Origin of the sequence: Kitasatospora sp. NPDC088391, assembly GCF_044753345.1 — a bacterium.
In the GTDB taxonomy this organism is placed as follows: domain Bacteria; phylum Actinomycetota; class Actinomycetes; order Streptomycetales; family Streptomycetaceae; genus Kitasatospora.
This window is the reverse complement of record NZ_JBIVNB010000015.1, coordinates 51140-73675: the sequence shown is the minus strand read 5'-3', so window position 1 is coordinate 73675 and position 22536 is coordinate 51140. Positions and strand designations below refer to the sequence as shown.

Annotated in this window: 22 protein-coding genes; 10 read left to right on the top strand and 12 right to left on the bottom strand. The window is 74.7% G+C overall.

Annotated features, from left to right (window positions below; all coding sequences use genetic code 11):
* The first annotated feature begins 25 nt into the window (after positions 1-25).
* Positions 26-1024, top strand: coding sequence for an EamA family transporter (locus tag ACIQBJ_RS32310; RefSeq protein WP_400717806.1), 999 nt, complete (start codon positions 26-28; stop codon positions 1022-1024).
* Between the two features lie 7 nt (positions 1025-1031).
* Here the strand turns inward: ACIQBJ_RS32310 and ACIQBJ_RS32305 are convergent, their stop codons facing one another.
* The 3 genes from ACIQBJ_RS32305 to ACIQBJ_RS32295 form a co-directional block, all read right to left on the bottom strand.
* A complete protein-coding gene (locus ACIQBJ_RS32305) occupies positions 1032-1331 on the bottom strand; it encodes a YciI family protein (RefSeq protein ID WP_400717804.1) in 300 nt (99 codons plus the stop codon).
* Between the two features lie 41 nt (positions 1332-1372).
* On the bottom strand, positions 1373-2059 hold the full coding sequence (lepB, locus tag ACIQBJ_RS32300) for a signal peptidase I (protein WP_400717802.1): 687 nt from the start codon (positions 2057-2059) through the stop codon (positions 1373-1375).
* A 94-nt stretch (positions 2060-2153) separates the two neighbouring features.
* Positions 2154-2492 (bottom strand): chorismate mutase, encoded by a 339-nt coding sequence (locus ACIQBJ_RS32295; RefSeq protein WP_400717800.1) that lies wholly within the window; start codon positions 2490-2492, stop codon positions 2154-2156.
* Between the two features lie 297 nt (positions 2493-2789).
* Here ACIQBJ_RS32295 and ACIQBJ_RS32290 point away from each other — a divergent pair, with 297 nt between their 5' ends.
* Both ACIQBJ_RS32290 and ACIQBJ_RS32285 read left to right on the top strand, forming a co-directional pair.
* A complete protein-coding gene (locus ACIQBJ_RS32290) occupies positions 2790-3215 on the top strand; it encodes an OsmC family protein (protein ID WP_400717798.1) in 426 nt (141 codons plus the stop codon).
* 341 nt (positions 3216-3556) lie between these two features.
* On the top strand, positions 3557-5410 hold the full coding sequence (locus tag ACIQBJ_RS32285; protein WP_400717796.1) for a putative bifunctional diguanylate cyclase/phosphodiesterase: 1854 nt from the start codon (positions 3557-3559) through the stop codon (positions 5408-5410).
* Here the strand turns inward: ACIQBJ_RS32285 and ACIQBJ_RS32280 are convergent.
* Positions 5379-6509 carry an LLM class flavin-dependent oxidoreductase gene (locus ACIQBJ_RS32280; RefSeq protein WP_400717794.1) on the bottom strand — a complete coding sequence of 377 codons (1131 nt, stop codon included), beginning with the start codon at positions 6507-6509 and terminating at the stop codon, positions 5379-5381. The genes ACIQBJ_RS32285 and ACIQBJ_RS32280 overlap by 32 nt on opposite strands.
* 448 nt (positions 6510-6957) lie before the next feature.
* On the opposite strand from ACIQBJ_RS32280, the gene ACIQBJ_RS32275 reads away from it, so the two are divergent.
* Both ACIQBJ_RS32275 and ACIQBJ_RS32270 read left to right on the top strand, forming a co-directional pair.
* Positions 6958-7566 carry a DedA family protein gene (locus tag ACIQBJ_RS32275; RefSeq protein WP_400717791.1) on the top strand — a complete coding sequence of 203 codons (609 nt, stop codon included), beginning with the start codon at positions 6958-6960 and terminating at the stop codon, positions 7564-7566.
* 296 nt (positions 7567-7862) lie between these two features.
* A complete protein-coding gene (locus ACIQBJ_RS32270) occupies positions 7863-9113 on the top strand; it encodes a hypothetical protein (protein WP_400717789.1) in 1251 nt (416 codons plus the stop codon).
* Between the two features lie 30 nt (positions 9114-9143).
* Here the strand turns inward: ACIQBJ_RS32270 and ACIQBJ_RS32265 are convergent, their stop codons facing one another.
* The 6 genes from ACIQBJ_RS32265 to ACIQBJ_RS32240 are packed head-to-tail and all read right to left on the bottom strand — an operon-like array spanning position 9144 to position 14682.
* The gene (locus tag ACIQBJ_RS32265; RefSeq protein WP_400717787.1) at positions 9144-9998 is read right to left on the bottom strand and encodes an alpha/beta hydrolase; all 855 of its coding nucleotides are present in this window, start codon (positions 9996-9998) and stop codon (positions 9144-9146) included.
* Positions 9995-11068 (bottom strand): branched-chain amino acid ABC transporter permease, encoded by a 1074-nt coding sequence (locus ACIQBJ_RS32260; RefSeq protein WP_400717784.1) that lies wholly within the window; start codon positions 11066-11068, stop codon positions 9995-9997. The genes ACIQBJ_RS32265 and ACIQBJ_RS32260 overlap by 4 nt, the downstream gene beginning before the upstream one ends.
* Positions 11065-11949 carry a branched-chain amino acid ABC transporter permease gene (locus tag ACIQBJ_RS32255; protein ID WP_400717782.1) on the bottom strand — a complete coding sequence of 295 codons (885 nt, stop codon included), beginning with the start codon at positions 11947-11949 and terminating at the stop codon, positions 11065-11067. Before ACIQBJ_RS32255 ends, ACIQBJ_RS32260 begins: the two co-directional genes overlap by 4 nt.
* The gene (locus ACIQBJ_RS32250) at positions 11946-12677 is read right to left on the bottom strand and encodes an ABC transporter ATP-binding protein (protein ID WP_400717779.1); all 732 of its coding nucleotides are present in this window, start codon (positions 12675-12677) and stop codon (positions 11946-11948) included. Before ACIQBJ_RS32250 ends, ACIQBJ_RS32255 begins: the two co-directional genes overlap by 4 nt.
* A complete protein-coding gene (locus ACIQBJ_RS32245; protein ID WP_400717776.1) occupies positions 12674-13432 on the bottom strand; it encodes an ABC transporter ATP-binding protein in 759 nt (252 codons plus the stop codon). Before ACIQBJ_RS32245 ends, ACIQBJ_RS32250 begins: the two co-directional genes overlap by 4 nt.
* Positions 13433-13437: 5 nt before the next feature.
* A complete protein-coding gene (locus tag ACIQBJ_RS32240) occupies positions 13438-14682 on the bottom strand; it encodes a substrate-binding domain-containing protein (protein ID WP_400717774.1) in 1245 nt (414 codons plus the stop codon).
* 269 nt (positions 14683-14951) lie between these two features.
* Between ACIQBJ_RS32240 and ACIQBJ_RS32235 the strand changes: the two genes are divergently transcribed.
* Both ACIQBJ_RS32235 and ACIQBJ_RS32230 read left to right on the top strand, forming a co-directional pair.
* The gene (locus ACIQBJ_RS32235; RefSeq protein ID WP_400717771.1) at positions 14952-15719 is read left to right on the top strand and encodes a CoA transferase subunit A; all 768 of its coding nucleotides are present in this window, start codon (positions 14952-14954) and stop codon (positions 15717-15719) included.
* Positions 15719-16354, top strand: coding sequence for a 3-oxoacid CoA-transferase subunit B (locus tag ACIQBJ_RS32230; protein ID WP_400717769.1), 636 nt, complete (start codon positions 15719-15721; stop codon positions 16352-16354). Before ACIQBJ_RS32235 ends, ACIQBJ_RS32230 begins: the two co-directional genes overlap by 1 nt.
* Before the next feature lie 51 nt (positions 16355-16405).
* On the opposite strand, the gene ACIQBJ_RS32225 is transcribed toward ACIQBJ_RS32230, so the two are convergent.
* Both ACIQBJ_RS32225 and ACIQBJ_RS32220 read right to left on the bottom strand, forming a co-directional pair.
* Positions 16406-17116: a uracil-DNA glycosylase gene (locus ACIQBJ_RS32225; protein ID WP_400717767.1), complete on the bottom strand. Its 711-nt coding sequence runs from the start codon at positions 17114-17116 to the stop codon at positions 16406-16408.
* Between the two features lie 88 nt (positions 17117-17204).
* Complete coding sequence (locus ACIQBJ_RS32220) at positions 17205-18362, bottom strand: low temperature requirement protein A (RefSeq protein ID WP_400717765.1); 1158 nt, start codon at positions 18360-18362, stop codon at positions 17205-17207.
* 313 nt (positions 18363-18675) lie between these two features.
* Between ACIQBJ_RS32220 and ACIQBJ_RS32215 the strand changes: the two genes are divergently transcribed.
* The 3 genes from ACIQBJ_RS32215 (at position 18676) to mycP (ending at position 22530) form a co-directional block, all read left to right on the top strand.
* Positions 18676-19257, top strand: coding sequence for a hypothetical protein (locus ACIQBJ_RS32215; protein ID WP_400717762.1), 582 nt, complete (start codon positions 18676-18678; stop codon positions 19255-19257).
* A 39-nt stretch (positions 19258-19296) separates the two neighbouring features.
* Positions 19297-20964 carry a WXG100 family type VII secretion target gene (locus tag ACIQBJ_RS32210; RefSeq protein ID WP_400717760.1) on the top strand — a complete coding sequence of 556 codons (1668 nt, stop codon included), beginning with the start codon at positions 19297-19299 and terminating at the stop codon, positions 20962-20964.
* Positions 20965-21072: 108 nt separating this feature from the next.
* Complete coding sequence (gene mycP / locus ACIQBJ_RS32205) at positions 21073-22530, top strand: type VII secretion-associated serine protease mycosin (RefSeq protein WP_400717758.1); 1458 nt, start codon at positions 21073-21075, stop codon at positions 22528-22530.
* Positions 22531-22536: the final 6 nt, after the last annotated feature.

Genomic DNA, 22536 nt, shown 5'->3' with positions numbered 1-22536 from the left:
GGGTCCGAGCTGGCACAATGCGGCGGTGCGCAGCAGCTCGGACCCCTCCGCCGTCCCCGTGGACGCCCCCGCCCCCTCCCCCGCCGCCGTTCCGGCGCCCACCGCCGCCGGGCCCGCCCCGGCCCGGCGGGCCGCGACGGTCGGCCTGGCGCTGGCCCTGGTCTCCGCGGTCGCCTTCGGCGGGTCCGGGACGGCCGCCAAACCGCTGATCGAGGCCGGGCTGTCGCCCGCCCACACCGTCTGGCTGCGGGTGGCCGGCGCGGCCCTGGTGCTGCTGCCGGTCGCCTGGCGGCACCGGGACGCGGTGCTGCGCCGGCCCGGGGTGCTGTTCGGCTTCGGCCTGCTGGCCGTCGCGGGCGTGCAGGCCTGCTACTTCGCGGCGATCTCCCGGATCCCGGTGGGCGTGGCGCTGCTGATCGAGTACCTGGGGCCGCCGCTGCTGATCGGGTACGTCCGGCTGGTGCAGCGGCGGCACGTCCCGCGCCGGGCGATGGCCGGGGCGGGCGTCGCGGTGGCCGGCCTGGCCTGCGTGGTCGAGGTCTGGAACGGCCTGGGCTTCGACGCGCTCGGCGTCCTGTTCGCGCTCGGCGCGGCCTGCTGCCAGGTCGGCTACTTCGTCCTCGCCGACGCGGGGCGGCGCGGCGAGCGGCCGGTCGACCCGCTGGCGGTCTCCGCGTACGGGCTGCTGATCGGCGCCGTCCTGCTCACCGCCTTCACCCGCCCCTGGCAGGCCGACTGGTCACTGCTCGGCCGCGCCGTCACCATGAACGGCCACCAGCTCCCGGCCCTGCTCCCCGCCCTCTGGATGGTCCTGGTCGCCACCGTCCTCGCCTACCTCACCGGCGTGGTCTCCGTGCAGTACCTCTCCCCGCCGGTCGCCGGCGTGGTCGCCAACCTGGAGGCCGTGGTCGCCACCGTCCTCGCCTGGTTCCTCCTCGGCGAACACCTCGGCACCCCCCAACTCCTCGGCGGCGCCCTCGTCCTGGCCGGCGCCTTCGCCGCCCAGTCCGCGAGCCGCTCCTAGCGGGCCGTCAGGCCGGGAGGGTCTCGCGGTGCGGGGCGAGGGCGGGGCCGGTGGTGGTGGCGACGAACTCGGTGATGCGGTAGGCGGCGGCGCCGGCCGGGACGAAGGGGTCGGTGGCGGCGAGGGCCTCGACGGCGGGGCGGTCGGGGGCGACGGCGAGGATGATGCCGCCGTCGCGCGGGACCTTGCGGCCGGAGGCGAGGAAGGTGCCGTTCGCGTAGTGCTCGGCCAGCCATTCGACGTGGGCGGGCAGCAGGGCGTCGATGCGCTCCAGCGGGGCGGTGTAGGTCAGCTCCAGGATGAACACCCGGTCATCGTACGCCCGTTGGGGGACGCGCCGACGGGGGGTCAGCGGCCGCTCCAGCCGAACCAGTCGAAGTGGCCGAGCGGCCAGACCACGGCGCTGGCCGGGCCGACCAGGTTGCCGACCGGGACGGCGCCGCCGTTGGCGTCGTCGCGGTGGTAGCGGGAGTCGGCGGAGTCGCTGCGGTGGTCGCCCTCGACCCAGACGTGCCCGGCGGGGACGGTGACCGGGCCAAAGTCCATGCCGGCGCAGGAGTCGTCGCCGGGGTGCAGGTAGGGCTCGGCGACGGCCTTGTCGTCGACGGTGAGGGTGCTGCCGTGGCAGGCGACGCGCTGGCCGCCGGTGGCGATCACCCGCTTGACCAGGTAGTCGTCGCCGGGGGGCAGCAGCCCGACCGCGGACAGGCCGGTGTGGATCGCCCCGGTGACGGCGTTGCCCCCCTGGGGGGCGGGCGGCAGCCAGCCGCCCGGGTCCTTGAAGACCACGGGCTCGCCGGGCTCGGGCTTCCAACCGGTGTGGGCGGCGAGCTTGTTGACGGCGACCCGGTCGCCGATCTGGAGGGTGTTCTCCATCGACCCGGACGGGATCGAGAACATCTGGAACAGGAAGGTCTTGATCAGCACGGCGATCACCAGGCCGATCGCGATCATCACCGGCAGTTCGACGTACCAGGGCCGGCGCCTGCGCCGGCCCCGCGCCTGCGCAGCCTCCTCGGTCACCGCGACCGCCACCGACACCGCCTCCTCCGGAAGAACTGCACGCTAACCCGCCCGGACGGCGGCGCGAAATCCGGTCTTTAACCGGAGCGGACACTCCCGCCGGTGGTCAGTGCTCGGGCTGGGCGTCGTTGGCGATGGCCTCGTGGTGGCGGATCACCTCGGCGATGATGAAGTTCAGGAACTTCTCGGCGAAGACCGGGTCGAGGTTGGCGCTGACGGCGAGTTCGCGCAGCCGGGTGATCTGGCGGCGCTCGCGCTCGGGGTCGGCCGGGGGCAGCCGGTGCTCGGCCTTGAGCCGGCCGACCTGCTGGGTGGCCTTGAAGCGCTCGGCCAGCATGTGGACGACGGCGGCGTCGATGTTGTCGATGGACTCGCGCAGGCGGGTCAGCTCGGCGCTCACGGCGTCGTCGATCCCCGCCGGGGCGGCGGTGGGCTGGTCCGTCATGTGGGGTGGCTCCGATGCGGGGTGCGGGTGGGCGCTCGGGCGCGGCGATCGGGCGCGGCGAACGGCCAATCTAACAGGGCGGACGGGCCCGACCGGCCCCGATCCAGGGGGCGTTCCGGCATGTGGGACGCGGTGCGGGGGCCGCTCCGGGTGCGCCCCGGCGCACGCCCGGCCCGTGGCGCGGCGTTCGCGCACCGGGGCCGGTCCCGGGCCGTAGGCTGGGCGGGTCGCGGCCGGAAGTCCGGTCGCGGGCGCAGCAGTTCGACCGGCAGTTCCCCTTACAGGAGGTACCTGATCGTGGCAACGACCCGCACCGCGCACACCGAGTGGGAGGGCAACCTGCTCGACGGCAAGGGCCTGGTGACCTTCGACTCCTCGGGCATCGGCGCGTACCCGGTGTCCTGGCCGGCCCGGGCGGAGGCCCCGAACGGGAAGACCAGCCCGGAGGAGCTGATCGCGGCCGCGCACTCGGCGTGCTTCTCGATGGCGCTCTCGCACGGCCTGGCCGGGGCCGGCACCCCGCCCACCGCGCTGGAGACCAAGGCGGACGTGACCTTCCAGCCGGGCACCGGCATCACGGGCATCCACCTGACCGTGGTCGGCACCGTCCCGGGCCTGGACGAGGCGGGCTTCGTGAAGGCGGCCGAGGACGCGAAGGCGAACTGCCCGGTGAGCAAGGCGCTGGCGGGCACCGGGATCACGCTGTCGGCGAGCCTGGCCTGACCCGGTCGGGGGCGGCCGGGGCGACGCTCCGTCACCCGGCGCCCCGCCCACTCACGTACCGCTACGGTGCGTGAGCGATGAGGTACGTCCCCGGCGTGCGCCACCGGCGCCGCCGGGGACGCCGTCCGGAATGTAGCGGACATCTACGGACATTCCTCACGCATCACTCAGGCGGCGGTCGCGCACAGTCACAACGGCGGCCTATGATCGACAAGCGTGGCCCGAGGCCGCCGACAGCTCCCGGTCCCGCGGCCGGGGCCGCCGGGCGGCGGGCCGCGGGACCGGTCCCGCCCGCAGGGGCAGCCGGTCCGACCAGTGGCAGCAGCGGACGGGAGCGTGCCGTGCCGGGCCGGAATCTCGGGGCCGACGCACACCATCGGGGTGGGCGGCCCGAAACGCCGCGCCCGGACACCGGGCCGCAGGGGTTCTGCGAGTCCTGCGGGAGCCCGACGGGCGGCGACGCCGAGGCGCTGCGGGCCGGCGAGTCCCGGTTCCGGGCGGCCTTCTCCGACGTCGGGATCGGCATGCTGCTGATCGGCACCGACAACCTGGTGATCGAGGGCAATCCGGCGTTCGCGGCGATGCTCGGCCGGGAGAGCGCCGACCTGCCCGGCATGCACGTCCGCGACATCGTCGATCCCGAGGAGTCCTCCGGGCGGCGCTACCGGGAGCTGGTGCGCGGCGAGCGCGAGCGGATGAGCGCGGAGAAGCGGCTGAAGCACCGCGGCGGCCACGAGGTCTGGGGCCGGGTCACCGCCTCGCTGATCCGGGACGGCCGGGGCGCGCCGCACTGCACGCTGGTCACCGTCGAGGACATCACCGAGCAGCGCAGGCTCGGCGACCGGCTCGCCTACCAGGCGCTGCACGACCCGCTGACCAGGCTGCCGAACCGGACGGCGTTCTACGAGCGGCTGGAGTCCGCGTTCAAGCCGGGCGACCAGGACCGGCCGGGCGCGGGCGAGGAGCCCCGGGTCGGCCTCTGCTACGTCGACCTGGACGGCTTCGCCGCGATCAACGAGACGCTCGGCCACCACGTCGGCGACCAGCTGCTGGTGGCGGTCGCGGCCCGGCTGGAGCGCGGGTTCGCGCACCAGGACGGGCGGCTGGTGGCCCGGCTGGGCGGCGACGAGTTCGCGGTGCTGGTCACCGCGAGCGACGGCGACCGGCAGCTGACCGACCTGGCGGCGGAGCTGATGGAGGCGCTGGAGCGGCCGTTCGAGGTGGCCGGGCACCGGCTGACCGTCACCGCCTCGATCGGCGTGGTGGAGCGCCCGGTGCACGGCTCGACGCCCACCGACCTGGTCCGGGACGCCGACTCGACGCTGTACTGGTCGAAGTCCGACGGCCGGGCCCGCTGGACGCTGTACGACCGCGACCGCGGCGCCGACCAGCTGACCCGGCACCTGCTGGCGACGGCGCTGCGCCCGGCGGTGGAGCGCGGCGAGTTCCTGGTCGAGTACCAGCCGCTGGTGGGCCTGGCCGACGGCACCGTCCACGGCACCGAGGCGCTGGTGCGCTGGCGCCACCCCCGGCTGGGGCTGCTGTCGCCGGACCGGTTCATCCCGATCGCCGAGGAGTCGGGGGCGATCGTCCCGCTCGGCAAGTGGGTGCTGGAGGAGTCCTGCCGGCAGACCCGGCGGTGGCTGGACGAGTTCCCGGACGCCGAGGCGTTCGTCTCGGTGAACCTGGCGGCCCGGCAGATCTGGGACTCCGACGTGGTCGCCGACGTGGCCGAGGTGCTGGCCCGCACCGGACTGCCGGCCCGGCTGCTGCAGCTGGAGATCACCGAGAGCGACCTGCTGGGCCCGGGCGGCCGCCCGCTGCAGGCGCTGCAGGCGCTGGCCGACATGGGCGTGCGGATCGCCATCGACGACTTCGGCACCGGCTACTCCAACCTGGCCTACCTGTCCCGGCTGCCGGTGCACACCCTGAAGCTGGACGCCACCTTCGTCGAGGCGTTCCGGGAGGCCACGCCGGGCGCGGACGGCCGGCGGGCCGCCGACGAGCAGATCGTCGGCGCGGTGGTGCAGCTGGCGCACGCCCTCGGGCTGACCGTCACCGCCGAGGGCATCGAGAACGCCGCCCAGGTCGAGCGGCTCCGGCTGACCGGCTGCGACACCGCCCAGGGCTGGTACTACGCCCGCCCCGGGGCCCCGGAGGCGATCACCGCGATACTGCGCGACCAGCGCCGGTGAGGCCGTACGCCTCGGCGATCAGGCGGTAGGACTCCAGCCGGTTGCGGTGCCCGTGGATGTGCGAGGTCACCATCAGCTCGTCCGCGCCGGTGCGGCGGCGCAGCGCCTCCAGGCCGGCCGCGACCTCCTCGGGGGTGCCCAGCACCACGTTGGCCAGCCAGGAGTCCAGGAAGTCCTCCTCGGCCATCGTGTACGGGTGCGCGGCGGCCTCCTCCGGGGTCGGGATCGGGCCGGGGCGGCCCTGCCGCAGCCGCAGCATCGCCAGGCCCGCCGACCGGGCCAGCCACCGCGCCCGCTCCCGGCTCTCCGCGGCGACGGCACTGACCCCGATCAGCGCGTACGGCTTCTCCAGCACCGCGGACGGGGTGAAGCCGTCCCGGTACAGGTCGAGGGCGGGGACGGTGTTGGCGGCGCTGAAGTGGTGCGCGAAGGCGAACGGCAGGCCGAGGCCGGCGGCGAGCCGGGCGCTGAAGCCGGAGGAGCCGAGCAGCCAGGTCGGCGGGCGGGAGGCCGAGCGGGGGACGGCCGCCAGCCGGGCGTAGGGGTGGCCGTCGGGGAAGTCGCCGTCCAGGAAGTGGATCAGTTCGGCGAGCTGCCGGGGGAAGTCCTCGGCGCCGTCGGTCGCGCTCTGCCGCAGCGCCCGGGCGGTGGCCTGGTCGGTGCCGGGGGCGCGGCCGAGGCCGAGGTCGATCCGGCCGGGGTGCAGGGCCTCCAGCATGCCGAACTGCTCGGCGATCGCCAGCGGGGCGTGGTTGGGCAGCATCACGCCGCCGGAGCCGAGGCGCAGCGTGGAGGTGTGCGCGCCGAGGTGGGCGAGCAGCACGGCGGGGACGGAGGAGGCGATGCCGGGCATGCCGTGGTGCTCGGCGACCCAGAACCGGTGGTAGCCCCAGCCTTCGGCGGCCCGGGCGAGTTCGGTGGTGGCGGCCAGCGCCTCGCCGGGGGTGTGGCCGGTGCCGATGGTGGCGAGGTCGAGGACGGAGAGCGGGGCGGGGGCGGTGCCGGCGGCGCGGCCGCGGACCGGGTCGGCGGGCTGCCTGGCGGTGCTCTCGGCGGTCTCGGCGGGCTGCGGGGCGGTCGGCTCCGGTGCGGTGCTCATGCGGTGCGTCCTCCTGGTGCCCCGGCCGGGTGCCCGGGCGTTCGTCGGGGGACAACCGGCGGGCCGCGGCGCCTTGTTCCCGGCGGGGGCGGCCGCGGGCTGACGGTCCGACAGCAGGCCACTCTGCATGGCGACTTCACGCCAGAGCGGGAACCCGCCAGGGGGAACGGCGGCCGCGGGCCGTCCGGTGCGGCAGGCTGGTGATCGTCGCGGAGCACGTACCGGCTCCGCGCGCCTGCGACAGATCGGCGGGCTCGACCAGCGTCGTTCGATCCCCATGAGCCCCCGGAGCGGCACCCCGCCCGGGGGCTCTCGCGTGCGCGCGGCCCGCGCGCACCGCCCGTGTGCGGTGCGCCACAGGGGGTGCTTCATGACATGAAATGTGCCCGCGCTAGCGTTGTCCCCCGTACAGTCGCCTCCCCCCGGGCGCGCTGGAGGGAGAACCGCCTTGGACGCCAATGCCGTGATCGGCCCCGCCTGGTACTGCGGGCTCGCCCTGGCCGCCGTCCTAGGCGACGCCTTCCTGCCGTTCCTGCCCAGCGGGACGCTGGTGATCCTGGCCGTGCTGAAGACCGGGCAGATGGGCGGTTCGCCGATCCTGCTGGCGGTCGGCGTGGCGATCGCCTCGTTCCTGGGCGACCTGCTGCTGCTGCACCTGGCCCGGCGCGGCGCCCCGGCCGTGCACCGCCGGCTGGCCCGCCGGCCGCGGCTGGCGGCCAGCGTGGAGCGGGTGCAGCGGGCGCTGGCGGGGCGGGCCGGCCGGGCGGCGGCGGTGATCGTGATCGTGGCGCGCTTCGTGCCGGCCGGGCGGACGGTGCTGGACCTGGCGGTCGGGCACTCCCCGTACCGGCCGTGGACCTTCCTGCGCTGGTCGGCGGTGGCGGCCGTGGTCTGGGCCGGGTACATCGTCAGCCTGGGCTGGCTGAACCTGCACTGGTTCGACACCGCCTGGCTGAGCTTCGCGATCTCCTGCGCGGCGGCGACCGCGATCAGTTCCGCGGTGGTGCAGCTGGTGCGGCGGCGGCGCAAGCTCGCGGTGCTGGTCGAAGGCGCCTGAGCGCCCCGCCGGGGGCGGTGCTCTGTCTCAGGACGGCAACAAGACGGGCTCCCCGGGAGCCGTCGCGGGCCCGTCGGCGTGATGACCGGGTGACGGGTGGACGGCCTCTCACGGCCTCTCGCGACCTCTCACGACCTCTCTGAGGGCCGCGGACGGCATTGGTCCGAACCACCCCGGACATGCCATCCTGGGGTGGCTATACCGTCAAATTGTCCGATTTTGCCAGAAGTTGACCTCCGGGGCCGCGTGTCGGCCGCCGGAGCTTCTTTCGGCCGGGCCACTCGGCAGGGGAGACCATGAGCACCATCTCGCGCAGGACAGTGCTGACCGCCACCGCGGCCACCGCGGCCCTCGGGGCCGTCGCCGCCTGTTCCGGCGGGGGCGGTGGCGGCGGCGGCTCGGACGCCGGGGGCGCCGGCGGGGGCGGTGGCGGCAAGGGCGGCTCCACGCAGCCCACGGTCAAGGGCACCCCGCTGGGCGACGGCTCGAACGCCGACACCGGCGCGCAGCCGAACCAGCCCGCGCCCGAGAAGCTCAAGCCCGGCGAGGCCCCGCCGCAGTTCGTGGTGCTGTCCTGGGACGGCGCGGGCGCCACCGACGACGGCCAGTTCACCCGCTTCCTCAAGCTCGCCGAGGAGCACAAGGCGGCGATGACCTTCTTCCTGTCCGGCATCTACGCGCTGCCGAAGGAGAAGTCCTCGCTGTACCACCCGCCGAAGCACTCGGTCGGCGCCTCCGACATCCCGTTCCTGTCGGCGAACGCGGTCCGCAACACCCTGAAGCTGATCAGCCAGGCCTGGCTGGCCGGCCACGAGATCGGCACCCACTTCAACGGGCACTTCTGCTCCACCCGCTCCGACGGCAACGGCGTCAACAAGTGGACGCCGGAGGACTGGGAGAGCGAGATCGAGCAGGCGGTCGGCTTCGTCACCCAGTGGCGGACCAACACCGGCTTCACCGACCTCGACCCGCTGCCCTTCGACTACAAGAAGGAGCTGATCGGCGGCCGCACCCCCTGCCTGGAGGGCCAGAAGGCGCTGCTGCCGACCGCCGCCAAGCTGGGCTGGAAGTACGACGCCTCCTCCCCCGGCGGCCTGCAGATCTGGCCGCAGAAGGTCCAGGACGGCAAGATCTGGGACTTCCCGCTGCAGGGCATCCCGTTCCCCGGCCACAGCTTCCAGGTGCTGTCGATGGACTACAACATCCTCGCCAACCAGTCCGGCGGCTCCACCAAGGGCGACGCCACCAAGTACGGCCAGTGGCGCGACCAGGCCCGGGACTCCTACCTGGCGGGCTTCAACCGGGCCTACACCACCAACCGGGCGCCGTTCTTCATCGGCAACCACTTCGAGCAGTGGAACGGCGGCATCTACATGGACGCCGTCGAGGAGACCCTGAAGCAGATCGCCGGCAAGCCCGACGTCCGCCTGGTCTCCTTCAAGCAGCTGGTGGAGTGGCTGGAGGCGCAGGACCAGGCCGTGCTCCGCAAGCTCCGCACCCTGAACGTCGGCCAGGCCCCGGCCGGCGGCTGGCAGACCTTCGTCTGAGCCGGGCCGGGGCCCCTCGGGGCGGGGGTCTCAGCCGCCGAGCAGGACCTCCGCCAGGCGCTCGGCGGCGATGATCGAGTAGTGGTTGGTGTCGGGCACGAGTTCGGTGGGGACGGCGAGTCCGGCCGCCGCCAGCCGCCCGGTGTCGTAGAGGGCCTGCGGTTCGTCCAGCAGGCCGCGGGCGGCGTACAGCAGGCGGGCGGGGACGGTGAGGCGGTGGATCGCGGCGGCGGCCTCCGGGTCCAGCAGGACCTGGGCGCCGTCGGTGTCGATCGCGGCGTGCACGCAGGAGGAGACCAGGGCGGGTTCCGTGCCGACCAGGTCGCGCTGGGTGTAGGCGTCGAGCTCGTCGGTCCACGGGTCGAAGGCGGGGTGGGCCTGCCAGAAGGCCCGGTAGGCGGCCCGGGACTCGAAGACGGCGGAGAGCCGGGCCAGCGCGGGGCCGAGCACCGCGGCGAGCGCGTCCTCGGGGCGGACCCCGGCCGGGAGCGGGAAGCTCACCGCCCCGTCCACCAGGGTCAACTCCCGCACCAGGGACGGGTGGTGGACCGCCGTCAGGGCGGAGACCCAGGCGCCCATCGAGTGGCCGACCAGCCGGACCGGGCCCGCGTCCAGGGCGGTGATCAGCGCGGCCGTGTCCTCGGCGTGCCGGGCCAGGCCGTACGGGCCGGGCAGGTCGCGGCTGGCGGCCCGGCCGCGCAGGTCGGGGGCGTACAGGGCGGCCCGGCCGGCCAGCCGGCGGGCCAGCGCGCCCCAGGCCAGCGCGTTGGCGGTGATGCCGTGCACGGCGACCAGCACGGGCGCGCCGGGGTCGGCCGCCGGCCAGTGCAGGACGGCGAGGTCGCCGCCCTCGACGGGGACGGCGAGTTCCTGAGGGGGTGTCATGCGGCACCTTCCGGGACGGCGGTGGCGGGGGCGGCGGCGGGCCGCGCGGTGCGGCCGGCCCGCAGGCGGGCGGGGAGCCGGGCCAGCCCGCCGGGGAGCAGGTACACCACGGCGACGAAGAGCGTACCGAGCAGGAACAGCGGCTGGGAGAGCGGAACCCGCAGCACGGCGGGGAGTTCGGCCACCGACGCGGAGTTGGCGAGGTCGCCGAGCCGGTGCGCGGCCCAGGTGTACAGGACGCCGCCGAGCAGCGGGCCCCAGCGGGTGCCGGAGCCGCCGAGCACCACCATCACCAGCAGCGCCAGGGTGGCGTCGGAGCTCGCGGCCTGCGGGGTCGCACCACCGGTGAGCAGCAGGTACACCACGCCGCCGGCCCCGGCCAGCGCCCCGGAGACGGTGAACGCGACCAGTTTGAAGCCGTACGGGCGCAGGCCCAGCACCTCGACCCGGCGCTCGTTCTCCCGGATGCCGGCCCAGACCCGGCCGGTCGGGGAGGCGACCGTCCGGTGCACCACGGCGAGGACCAGCACCAGGTAGCCGAGGGCGATCCAGTACAGGTTGGCGGTGTTCTGGATGCCGACCAGCGCGCCGGGCAGCTGCTCGGCGGGCGCGGAGCGGCCCTCCTCGCCGCCGGTCAGGCCGCCGGGGTTGCGCTGCACCAGGATCGCGCCGGCCTGGGCGAAGGCCAGCGTCACCATCGAGAAGCCGATGCCGGTGACCCGCAGCGACACCGAGCCGAGCAGCAGCGCGAGCGCCACCGAGCAGGCGACGCCGAACAGCGCGGCGGCGGCGAAGGGCAGTCCGAGTTCCAGCATGGCCAGGTCGGTGGCGTACAGGCCGGTGGCGAAGTACAGCGCGTGCCCGAAGGAGAGCAGGCCGGTGCGGCCGAGCAGCAGGTCGTAGCCGGTGGCGAGACCGCCGTAGAGCAGGCAGAGCGCGAGCAGTTGCAGGCTGCCGGGGCTGCCGAGCGGGCCGTCCAGCAGTCCGGGCAGCGGGAGGGTGCTGTAGGGGGCGGCCAGCAGGACCAACAGCAGGGCCGCCGGCCACCAGCGCTTGAGCAGGGGGGTCATGCGAGTCTCCCGGTGAGTCCGCGCGGCTTGACCAGCAGCAGGACGGCGAGCAGCACGACCACGGAGAGGTCCCCGAGGCCGGCGGCGCCCCCCAACCCAGGAATTGCCGCGTAGTTGGCGAACTGCTGGACCAGGCCGACGCCGACCGAGGCGACGGCGGCGCCGGTGACCGAGCCCATGCCGCCCATCACGACCACCACGAAGGCGAAGATCAGCAGGCCGGTGCCCTGGCCGGGGTTGATCGAGCCGAAGTAGAGGCCGGCCAGCGCGCCGCCGAGCGAGGCGGCCGCGCCGCCGATCGCGAAGACCAGGGTGAACGCCTTGCGGACGTCGATGCCGAGGGCGGTGACCATGGCGCGGTCCTCGACGCCGGCCCGGACGATCAGGCCGTAGCGGGTCCGGGCCAGGAACAGCCGGAGCAGCAGCAGGACGACCGCGGCGGCGGCGATCAGCACGAAGCGGTTGACCGGGACGGTCGCGCCGAGCAGGTCGACGGTGCCGGACAGCGCGGCGGGCTGCGGGAAGGGCCGGGCGTCGGAGCCCCAGACGCCCATCAGCAGGGCGGGCAGGGCGAGTCCGACGCCGACGGTGGCGAGGATCTGGTCCCGGGGGCGGGCGTACAGCGGCCGGATCAGGGCGAGTTCGAGCAGCACGGAGGCCGCGGTGCCGACGGCGGTGCCGAACGGGACGGCGAGCCAGAAGCCGAGGCCGCCCTCGGTGGCGGCCCACCAGGCGGCGTAGGCGCCGACCGAGAGCAGCGCGCCGTGCGCGAAGTTGAGCACGTCCATCAGGCCGAAGATCAGCGAGAGGCCGGAGGCGACCAGGAAGTACAGCGCGCCGAGCCCGAGTCCGGTGCAGGCGAGCAGGACGACGGTGTTCAACGGGGCGTCCCCCCTCGGGAGTCGGGTCGGTGGCTGCCGACGCCGAGCAGGCGGCGGGCGGCGTCCTCGTCGGCGAGCAGGTCGCGGGCGTCGCCCTGGTGGGCGGTGCGGCCGTCGGCGAGGACGGCGCAGCGGCCGGCCACCCGGCGGACCAGGGCCAGGTTCTGTTCGACCAGCAGGACGGGGACGGCCTCGGCGGCCCGGGCCAGCACGTCGGCGACCTCGGTGACGATCTTCGGGGCGAGGCCCTTGGTGGGTTCGTCGGCGATGATCAGCCGGTTGCCGTTGAGCAGGGTGCGGGCGATCGCCACCATCTGCTGCTGGCCGCCGGAGAGCGTCCCGGCGGGCTGGTTCCGGCGCTGCTCCAGTTCGGGGAACAGCTCGTGCACCAGGCCGTAGGCGGGGTCGGGGCCGCGTTCGGCGAGCCGCAGGTTCTCGGCGACGCTGAGGCCGGCGAAGACGCCGCGGTCCTCGGGGGCGTAGCCGATGCCGCGGCGGACCACCAGGTGGGTGGGGAGCCGGGAGATGTCGGCGCCGTCGAGGGTGATCGCGCCGGTGCGCGGGACCAGGCCCAGGACGGCCTTGACGGTGGTGGTCTTGCCCGCGCCGTTGCGGCCGAGCAGGGCGGTGACGCCGGTGGCGGCGACGTCCAGCTCCACCCCGTGCAGGATGTGCAGGCCGTCGATCACCACCCGCAGGTCACGGACCGTCAGCAGGGCGTCGGTCACAGCGCCTCCCCGAGGTAGGCCCCCTGGACGGTGGCGTCGGCCATCACGGCCTCGGGGGTGTCGAGTGCGAGCAGGGTGCCGTGGTGCATCACGGCGAGCCGGTCGGCGAGGCCGAGCAGCACGTCCATGTGGTGCTCGACCATCAGCACGGTGCGGCCCTGCTCGCGGTGGACCGAGCGGATCAGCTCGACCAGGGCGGGCACCTCCTCGGCGCTGACCCCGGCCATCGGCTCGTCCAGCAGGATCAGCCGGGGGTCGCCGACCAGCAGCACGGCGAGTTCCAGCTTCCGTTTGCCGCCGTGCGAGAGCGAGCCGGCCGGGTCGTCGGCGCGGTCGGCCAGGCCGGTGCGCTCCAGGACCTCCTCGACCCGGGCGCGGTAGCGGTCGGCGCGCCGCCAGATCCGGTAGGAGGCGGCGGGTCCGGCGGCGGCCTGGGCGGCCAGGCGGACGTGTTCGGCGACGGTGAGGCCGGGCCAGAGCGAGGAGGTCTGGAAGGTCCGGCCGAGGCCCCGCCGGGCCCGGGCGGGCACCGGCAGGGCGGTGATGTCGGCGCCGTCCAGGTGGACGGTGCCGCGGGTGGCGGGGTGGATGCCGGAGACCAGGTTGAACAGGGAGGTCTTGCCCGCCCCGTTCGGGCCGATGAAGGCGACGAACTCGCCCTCGGCCACCTCCAGGCTGACGTCCTGCACGATCGGGACGCCGCGCACGGACCAGCCGAGGCCGTCCAGCCGCAGGACCGGGGCGGGGGTGGTCATGCCGCTCAGCCCGCCATCGTGGCGACCGGCGGGGCGACCTGCTCGGCGCTCAGGATCTTCTCGGCGGTGGGCTTGGCGGCGGCGCCGCTGCCGGTCAGCTTGACCTGGAACATCGGCTGGAGCAGCGCGTGGTCCTCGGCCCGGACCGTCAGCTTCCCCTTGACGCCGTCGAAGCTCCAGCCCTCCAGGGCCTTCACCAGGGCGGCGGTGTCGGCGTCGGAGCCCTTGTTGGCCTCCAGCGCGTGCACCACCATCTGGGCGGCGGTGAAGCCGTCGGGGGTGAACAGGTCGGGCTTGGAGCCGGCCTTGGTGACGGCGTCGGTCATCGCCAGTTCGGCGTCGGTGCCGCCGGCCGCGCCCGCGAAGTAGTGGTTCAGGAAGTCGATCTTCTCGGCGGCGGGGCCGAACAGCGGGTAGGAGGCGGCCACGTCCAGGCCGGTGACCACCTTGGTGGCGGCGAACACGTCCTGCTGGTTGAGCGAGGTCCACAGCGCGGCGGCGGTGTCGCCGGCCCAGGCCACGTACAGCAGGTCGGGCTTGGCGGCCTTGGCCTGGGTGGCGAACGGCGTCAGGTCGGTCGCGGACGGCGGGGCGAGCACCGCGTCGACGGTGGCGCCCTCGGCGCCGAGGACGTCCTTGACGGCGGCCACGTTGGCCTGGCCGAAGGCGCTGTCCTGGGCCAGCACGGTGACCTTCTTGCCCTTGGCATCGCCGATGAACGAGGCCGCGGCCTTCGTGTCCTGGTAGGACTGGCGGCCGGAGCGGAAGGTGTACTTGTTCAGGCCGGTGACCTTGTCGGCGGCGGCCGGGCCGGAGATGAACAACACCTTGTTCTGGGCGGCGATCGGGCCGACCTGCAGGGCCACGCCGGAGGCCGTCGAGCCCGCCAGGATCCGGTAGTTCTTGCCGATCAGGTCCTTGGCGGCGGAGACCGCCTTCGCCGGGTCGCCCGCGTCGTCCTGCTCGGCGATCTCCACCGGGTGGCCGTCGACGGCGTTGCTGCCCTTGGTGGCGTACGCCAGGCCCGCCTTGAAGCCCTCCAGGTACTGCTTGCCGTAGGCGGCCAGCGGGCCGGTCCTCGAGTACACCAGGCCGACCTTGACCGGGCTCCGGTCCCCACCGCCGCCCCCGGCCTCGGCCGAGGTGCCCGCGGTGCCGGCCTTCGCGCAGCCCGCCGCGAGCAGCACGCAGGCGGCCAGGGCGGCGAGCTTCCGGACGGGGCGTCTGGGGGTGGCGTCCGTGACTGACATGGTGGCGGGCTCCTGACGTACCGGTGCTGGTGGGATGCCGGAACCGTAGAGAAGCCTTCCGGGCCGCGACATGTGACGGACCGACGCATCGGCGGCCCGCACTGTGTGGGCCACCGCCATGTCGGGGCGCCGGACCGGGGCGGGTGTGCGGCGCCCACACGGCGCACGCCCGCCCCGTGGCGCCGGCCGCCATGGCGACGGGCGGGGCCCGCGGGGAGGGTGGGGCGGCAGTCAGCCCTCCTCTCCCCCATCCCCCAAGGCGGTCCCCGTTGGACAAGGTCCTGGACTCACCCGCCCGCGCCGTCGCGGACGTCCCCGACGGCGCGGTCCTCGCGGTCGGCGGCTTCGGCCTGTGCGGCATCCCGTCCACCCTGATCGGCGCGCTCGCCGACGCGGGCACCACCGGCCTGCGGGTGGTCTCCAACAACTGCGGGGTCGACGACTGGGGCCTGGGCCTGCTGCTGCGGGCCGGCCGGATCGCCCGGACGACCTCCTCGTACGTCGGCGAGAACAAGGAGTTCGCCCGGCAGTACCTGAACGGCGAACTGGAGGTCGAACTCGTCCCGCAGGGCACCCTGGCCGAGCGCCTGCGGGCCGGCGGCGCGGGCATCCCCGCCTTCTACACCCCCGCGGGCGCGGGCACCCAGGTCGAGGAGGGCGGCCTGCCCCGGCGCTACGCCCCCGGCGGCGGCACGGTCGTGCTGGCCTCCCCGCCCAAGGAGGTCCGGGAGTTCGGCGGCCGCCGCTACCTGCTGGAGGAGGCGATCACCGCGGACTTCGCGCTGGTCCGGGCCGCGGTCGCCGACCGGCACGGCAACTGCGTGTTCCACGCCGCCGCCCGCAACTTCAACCCGCTGTGCGCCGCCGCCGGCCGGGTCGCCGTGGTCGAGGCCGACCGGATCGTCGAGCCCGGCGAGATCCCGCCGGACGCCGTGCACCTGCCCGGCGTGTACGTCGACCGGATCGTGGCCGCCGACCCCGCCGACCGGCGGATCGAGCGGCGCACCGTCAACTCCGTTTCCCCGAAGGAGTCCTGATGACCGCCCTGCTCGACCCGCGGGCCGCGCTCGCCGCCCGGGCGGCCCGCGAACTGCGCGACGGCGAGTACGTCAACCTCGGCATCGGCCTGCCCACCCTGATCCCGGACCACCTGCCGCCGGGCGTGCACGTGGTGCTGCACTCCGAGAACGGCATCCTCGGCACCGGCCCCTACCCCGCCGAGGCCGACGTCGACCCCGACCTGGTCAACGCCGGGAAGGAGACCGTCACCGTCAACCCCGGTGCGGCGTACTTCGATTCGGCGTTCTCCTTCGGCATGGTCCGCTCCGGCCGGATCGACGTCTCGGTGCTCGGCGCGATGCAGGTCTCGGCCCGCGGCGACCTCGCCAACTGGATGATCCCCGGGAAGATGGTCAAGGGCATGGGCGGCGCGATGGACCTGGTGCACGGGGCCCGCCGGCTGATCGTGGTGACCGAGCACACCGCCAAGGACGGCAGCCCCAAGATCGTGAACGAGCTGTCGCTGCCCGCGACCGGGCGCGCCGTCGTCCACCGGATCGTCACCGACCTGGCCGTCCTCGACGTCACCCCCGAGGGCCTGCGGCTGGTCGAACTCGCCGACGGCGTCACCATGGAGCGGCTGCGCGCCGCGACCGAGCCGCCGGTCCTCTGAATCCCCCCGCGGGTGCGGCCGGGCCCGTGCGGGCCCGGCCCGGCTCCCCCGCTACTTCTTCAGGTTCGGGATCTGCCAGTCGACCGGCTTGTCGCCGAAGCCCTCCAGGGCCTCGTTGATCTGCGAGAACGGCTTGCTGCCGAGGAAGAGCTTCGCCGACAGCGGCGACGGGTGCGCGCCCTGCACCACCACGTGGCGCGAGGTGTCGATCAGCGGGAGCTTCTTCTTCGCGTAGCCGCCCCAGAGCACGAAGACGCACGGCTCCTCGCGGGCCGACACCGCCTTGATCACCGCGTCGGTGAACTTCTCCCAGCCCTTGTTCTTGTGCGAGTTGGCCTCGTGCGCCCGCACCGTGAGCACCGCGTTCAGCAGCAGCACGCCCTGCTCGGCCCACGGCATCAGGTAGCCGTTGTCCGGCACCTGGAGGCCGAGGTCGGTGTTCAGCTCCTTGTAGATGTTGCGCAGCGACGGCGGGGTCTTCACGCCGGGCAGCACCGAGAAGCTCATGCCGTGCGCCTGGCCGTTGTCGTGGTAGGGGTCCTGACCGAGGATCAGCACCTTCACGTCCGGGAACGCCGTCGCGGCCAGCGCCGAGAACTCCTGCCCGGCGGGCGGGAACACCTCGTGCTCGGCCCGCTCGGCGGCCAGGAACTCCATCAGCTGCGCGTAGTACGGCTTTCCGGTCTCCTCGGCGAGGACCCCCTGCCAGGACTCGGGCACTTCCAGGGCACCGCCCACGGACGTCTCCGCCTGCTCCGTCACGTCGTACCTCCCACACCGGCCGCGCCGCACGGCGGCCGCTCTCACTCGTCACGTTCGGCAGACCCGTCCCGGGCCTGTGCGGTGAACGCTACACAGTCGCGCCGACACCCTGCGCCGCCGTCGGCACCGGCTCCGCCGCCGCCCGCCGGGCGGCGCGCACCCGCAGCGCCTCCCACGCGTTCAGGCCGACCAGCACGGCGGCCAGCAACCCGAGCACGGCCAGCGCGGGCAGCCGGTGCAGCGGGGTGAGCAGCAGCAGCGCCAGCAGCCCGGCGACCAGCGCGGCGGCCGCGAGCCGGGTCGGCGACAGCACCCCGAACATCGTCCGGCGGGTGTAGTTGAAGGTCAGCAGGTAGAGCGCGCTGCCGCCGTACAGCAGCCCCAGGGTGCCGCCGCCGAGCGCCTCCGCGGGCCGGGCCACCGTCTCGGCGAAGCCCACCGCGACGGTGATCACGCCCGCGATCAGCGCCAGGTGCCCGTACGAGAAGACCCGCCGCATCACGTCGCGGCGGGAGGCGGTGGTCTCCATGGCGTGCCGCATCGCGTCGGCGGCGTACCCGAAGTACTGCCACCACAGCGCGCAGGAGATCACGAACGCCAGCGCGACGGAGGCGAGTTGGGGGACGTGCAGCGGCCCGCCGGCCAGCGGGGCGCCGATCCCGACGATCGACTCGCCGAGCGCCACCAGCAGGAACAGGCCGAAGCGCTCCGGCAGGTGGCCCGGGTGGTACTCGACCTTGGCCAGGTGGCGGCGGAACACCAGCGGCGCGGCCAGGTCGACGGCCGCGGCCGCCACCCACAGCGCCTCCCGCAGCGGGGAGCCGACCAGCCCGCCGACCAGCAGCAGCGGCCCGGAGACCAGCGCCGCCACCCCGTACGGGCCGCGCCAGATCCGCGGCACGCTGCGGACCAGCAGCCCGATCAGCACCAGCCGGGCCGCCCAGTACGCGCCGCCGAACAGCACGCCGCCGGCACCGTACGCGGCGGGCAGGGCGAGCGCCATGAACAGCCCGGCCAGGCCGACCGCGAAGATCCCGATCCGGTCCCGCGGGTTGTCGACGTCCCGGATGTCGGCCTGGACGGTGGTGCCGACCCAGCACCAGTAGACCGGCACGAACGCGATCAGCGCCCGGCCGCTGCCCGCCGCGTCGTGGTGGTGGTGCAGCAGCGCCGAGACCTGCGTCACCGCGAACACGAACACCAGGTCGAAGAACAGCTCGGCCCAGGTGACCCGCTTCTCCTCCATCGCCAACTCCCCCGTGCAGCCCGCCCGTTGACCGGCGGACGGAACGGGGCCGGGGTTCGGCCGGTCCGCGGGCGGCGTGCGACCGGCCCAGGCTACCCGGCCCCGGGAGACCCGCGCTCCGCCGTTTCCCGCACCGGTCGCACGTGTCCGGAGGGACCCCCTGCCCGTGGTCCGCCCCGGGCGCTAACCTTTCCCCTTGGCGCCCCGCGGTCAACGGGAACGGGGCCACCGGAGCCCCCCGGGGGCGGGCGTCCGGAAGAGAACGCAGTGCGGTGGGTGCGGCGGACCGCACCACGGGGGAAGGGGAACCGCGATGAACGAGGCCATGAACGACGCCGGGGACGGCGCCGTCGCCGGTGCGGCCGCCGGAGCCGTCGGAGGCGCGATCGGCGGCGCGGTCGCCGCCATGGTCGCGCAGACCGCCGCCCTGGTCGGCGCGGTCGGCGCGGGCGCGGTCAAGGTCGAGGTCGAGAACCTGCAGACCTTCAAGGCCCGGGTCGACGACATCCTGCGCGACCTGGATGGCTCCGCCGCGAGCCAGGGGAAGATCTCCCAGCAGCAGTTGACGGCCGGTCAGCTCGGCCAGAACTTCGGCCAGGCCGGCGACCTGATGTCGGCCTACAGCACGGTGCACGCCAACCTGGAGCAGCTCTCCCGGACGCTGTCGCTCCAGATCGAGGCGATGAGCGCCAGCATCGACATGGCGGCCCGCGGCTACCAGAACGCGGACGCCGAGCAGCAGCAGAAGTTCCACTCGATCCTGAACCAGGCCGGTGCCCAGTCCCAGCTCCCGCCGGCCGGCGGGCAGCCCGGCGCCCAGCAGGTCGGGACGCAGCAGATCGGCCGCCAGGCGCCGCCGGCCGGGCCGGTCGGCACCCAGCAGGGCTCGTACTGACGGCCGGTCCGTCCACACGACTACACGGGGAGAGACGAAATGGCCGAACTCGAAGAGGCGAGATTCGTCAGGCTGCAGCCGGGCGAGATCGGACGCTCCAGCCACGAACAACTGGTCGCCATGGTCCAGCACGCGGACCCGATCGGCGTCGCCATGGTCGGTGAGCAACTGCGCCAGGCCGCCCACCGGATGGACGAGATCAGCGAGGAACTGCACCGCCACATCAGCGGCCTCGACTGGCAGGGCGACGCCGCCGACAACTTCAAGACCTGGGGCAGCCAGGTCTCCCGCTCCACCATGGACCTGGCCACCTACTCGCGGGACGCCGGCACCCACATGGAGAGCGCCGCCGCGACCCTCGGCAGCGTCAAGCTCGGCATTCCGGAGGTCCCGCACCAGGACATCGAGACGGTGCGCCGCTACGAGGCCCAGGACAACACGGCGATGAGCATCGGCGGCGCCGTCGTGGGCAGCGTGCTGATGCCGGGCGCCGGCACCGTCCTGGGCGGCATGTTCGGCGACAAGGTCGCCCACATGGTCAACTCCGACTGGGTCACCGAGGACCAGGCCCGGGCCGCCTCCGACCGCGTCTTCGAGGCGCACCAGGAGGCCATCACGCAGATGGAGCGCCTCGGGCAGTCCTACGAGCACGTCAGCACCCAGCTCAACTCGGCGCAGCCGCCGGTGTTCCCGCCGCCGCCGGGGGCGCAGGTGACGGGTTCCCCGCACGAGGCCGGTCTTCAGAATGTGCCGATCGGTGGTGGCGGCACCGGTGGTGGCGGTGGCGGCTACGGCGGCGGCGGTGGTGGCGGCTACACCGGTGGTGGGGGCGGTGGTGGCGGCGGTGGCAGCAGGACCCCGATGCCGACCTGGACGCCGCCGACCGTGAACCCGGTCCCGACGCCCGGCCCCGGTCCGGTCGCCCAGCCGCCGTGGGGCGTCAACCACCCGGGCCCGGGCCCGATCCGCCGGGACCCGATCGTCCCCGACCCCGGCCCGCTGCGGATCGACCACGTGCCGACCGCGCCGGCGCCGCCGAGCCCGACGCTGCCCGGCCCGGGCGGCGGGGGCGGCGGCCTGCCCGGCGGTGGTGGCGGTGGCTACGGCGGCGGAACGGGTGGCGGGTACGGCGGCTCGGGCGGCGGTGGCGGCTACGGCGGGGGCGGGTTCCCCGGCGGCGGCCTGCCCGGTGGCGGCGGCTACGGCGGCGGTGGCGCGGCCGGTGGCGGGCGCCCCGGTGCTCCCGGTGCCGGTGGGACGACCGGGACGGGTGCCCGGGGCGGCGCCGGCGCTCCCGGGGCCGGTACCGGCACGGCGGGCGCGGCGGGCCAGTCCGGCCGTCCCGGCGCCCCCGGTGCGGGAGGTGGCGGCATGCCGCACGGCGGTGGCGGCGGGGGTGCCGGTGGCGCCCGCGGCGGGGCCGGCGGTGCGCGCGGCAGCGGGCTGGTGAGCCGCGCGGGCGGCACCGTCGGCGGGAGCCGGGGCACCGGCGGGCGCGGCGAGTTCACTCCGGGCGGGAGCGGCCTGCGCGGCCGGGCCGAGCGGAGCGCGGACGGCCGGGCCGGGAACTCCTTCGGCGGCGGGATCGGCGGCGGCAGTGCGAACCGCAAGTCCAAGGCCAAGGGCAACCGCCCGGACTACCTGAACGAGGACGAGGACACCTGGACCTCCGGGATGGGCCGGGCCAACCCGAACGTGATCGAGTAACGACCGGTTCGACGGCCCGGTCGCGGGGGCTGCGGCTCCCGCGACCGGGCCGCACCGTGTGACGGGGCTGGCCCCGGGCGAAGGCGACGGAGCACGAAGGAGAGTGTGATGCGGCGAACGGGCAGGACAGGACACGGACGGCGGTTCGCCGCGGCGGCGGCCGTCGGCGCCGTGCTGTGGGGATGGACGGCGGGGCCCGCGTCCGCGGTGGACTCGATCCGGGCGCAGCAGTGGCATCTGGACGCCATGCACGCCGACGAGATGTGGAAGACCAGCACGGGCCGGGGCGTCACCGTCGCCGTGGTCGACAGTGGTGTGCAGGGCGACGCCCCCGACCTGGCAGGGCAACTCCTCCCCGGCAAGGACTTCACCACCCAGCCCGGCGGCGTGCTGTCCGACCAGATCGGTCACGGCACCCACATGGCCTCCGCCATCGCCGGTACCGGCAAGAACCTCAACGGGCAGGGCGCGTACGGACTCGCTCCCGGCACGAAGATCCTTCCCCTCAAGGCGGGTGACACGTCCGTCGGGACCGGGGCGACGACTCCGTTCGCGGACCAGGTGTCCCAGGCCGTCACCTACGCGGTCGACAACAACGCCAGGATCATCAACATCTCCATGGGCGTTCCGGCCAACACCCTGCAGCCTGCGAGCGTCGACAAACTCAAGTCGGCCATCTCCTACGCGAATGCCCACAACACGCTGGTCTTCGTCTCGGCGGGCAACAGCGGTGCCAAGGGCAATCCCCTGGAGTACCCGTCCGGCCTGCCGGGTGTGGTCGCCGTGGCCGGCACCGACCGCGACGGCAAGGCCTGGGCGGATTCCGAGCACGGCCCGCAGGTTGCCCTGGCCGCCCCCTCCGTGGACATCTACGCGTCCTGTACCGGCCCGTCCGGCTACTGCAAGGGCGACGGTACCTCCGACGCCGCCGCGCTGGCCTCCGCCTCCGCCGCGCTGATCTGGTCGGTGCACCCGGACTGGACGGCCAACCAGGTCCTGCGGGTGATGATCAACACCGCGTCCAACCCCAAGGAGCGCAGCGAGTACCTGGGCTACGGCGTCATCCGCCCGCGGATCGCGCTGACCGACCCCGGCGACCCGGGCCCGGCGGACGTCAGCCCGCTGGCCGCCGCCGGGGGTGCCGCCCCGGCCCCGACCAAGTCCGGTGCGGGCAGCGCCCCGACGAACGCGCCCGCGACCGACCCGGCGGGCAACGCGCCCGGCACCTCGGCGCCGGTCGCGCAGCCGCCGTCCTCCTCCGACTCCGACCCGAGCGGCAACCTCCCGCTGATCGTCGGCGGCACGGTGGCGGGCATCGTGGTCCTGGCGCTGGCCATCGCGCTGATCGCCCGCCGCAAGCGCCCCGCCGCCCCGGGCCCGGTCCCGGTCCCGCCGCCGTACGGTGCCCCGCCGCAGCAGCAGCCCTACCCGCCGCAGGCGCAGCCCCAACCGCCGTACGGCCAGCAGTCGCCCTACGGCCAGGCCCCGCAGCCCCCGTACGGCCAGGCCCCGCAGCAGCCCCCGTACCAGCAGCAGCCCCCCGGCGGGAACCCGTACGCGAACTGACGGCGC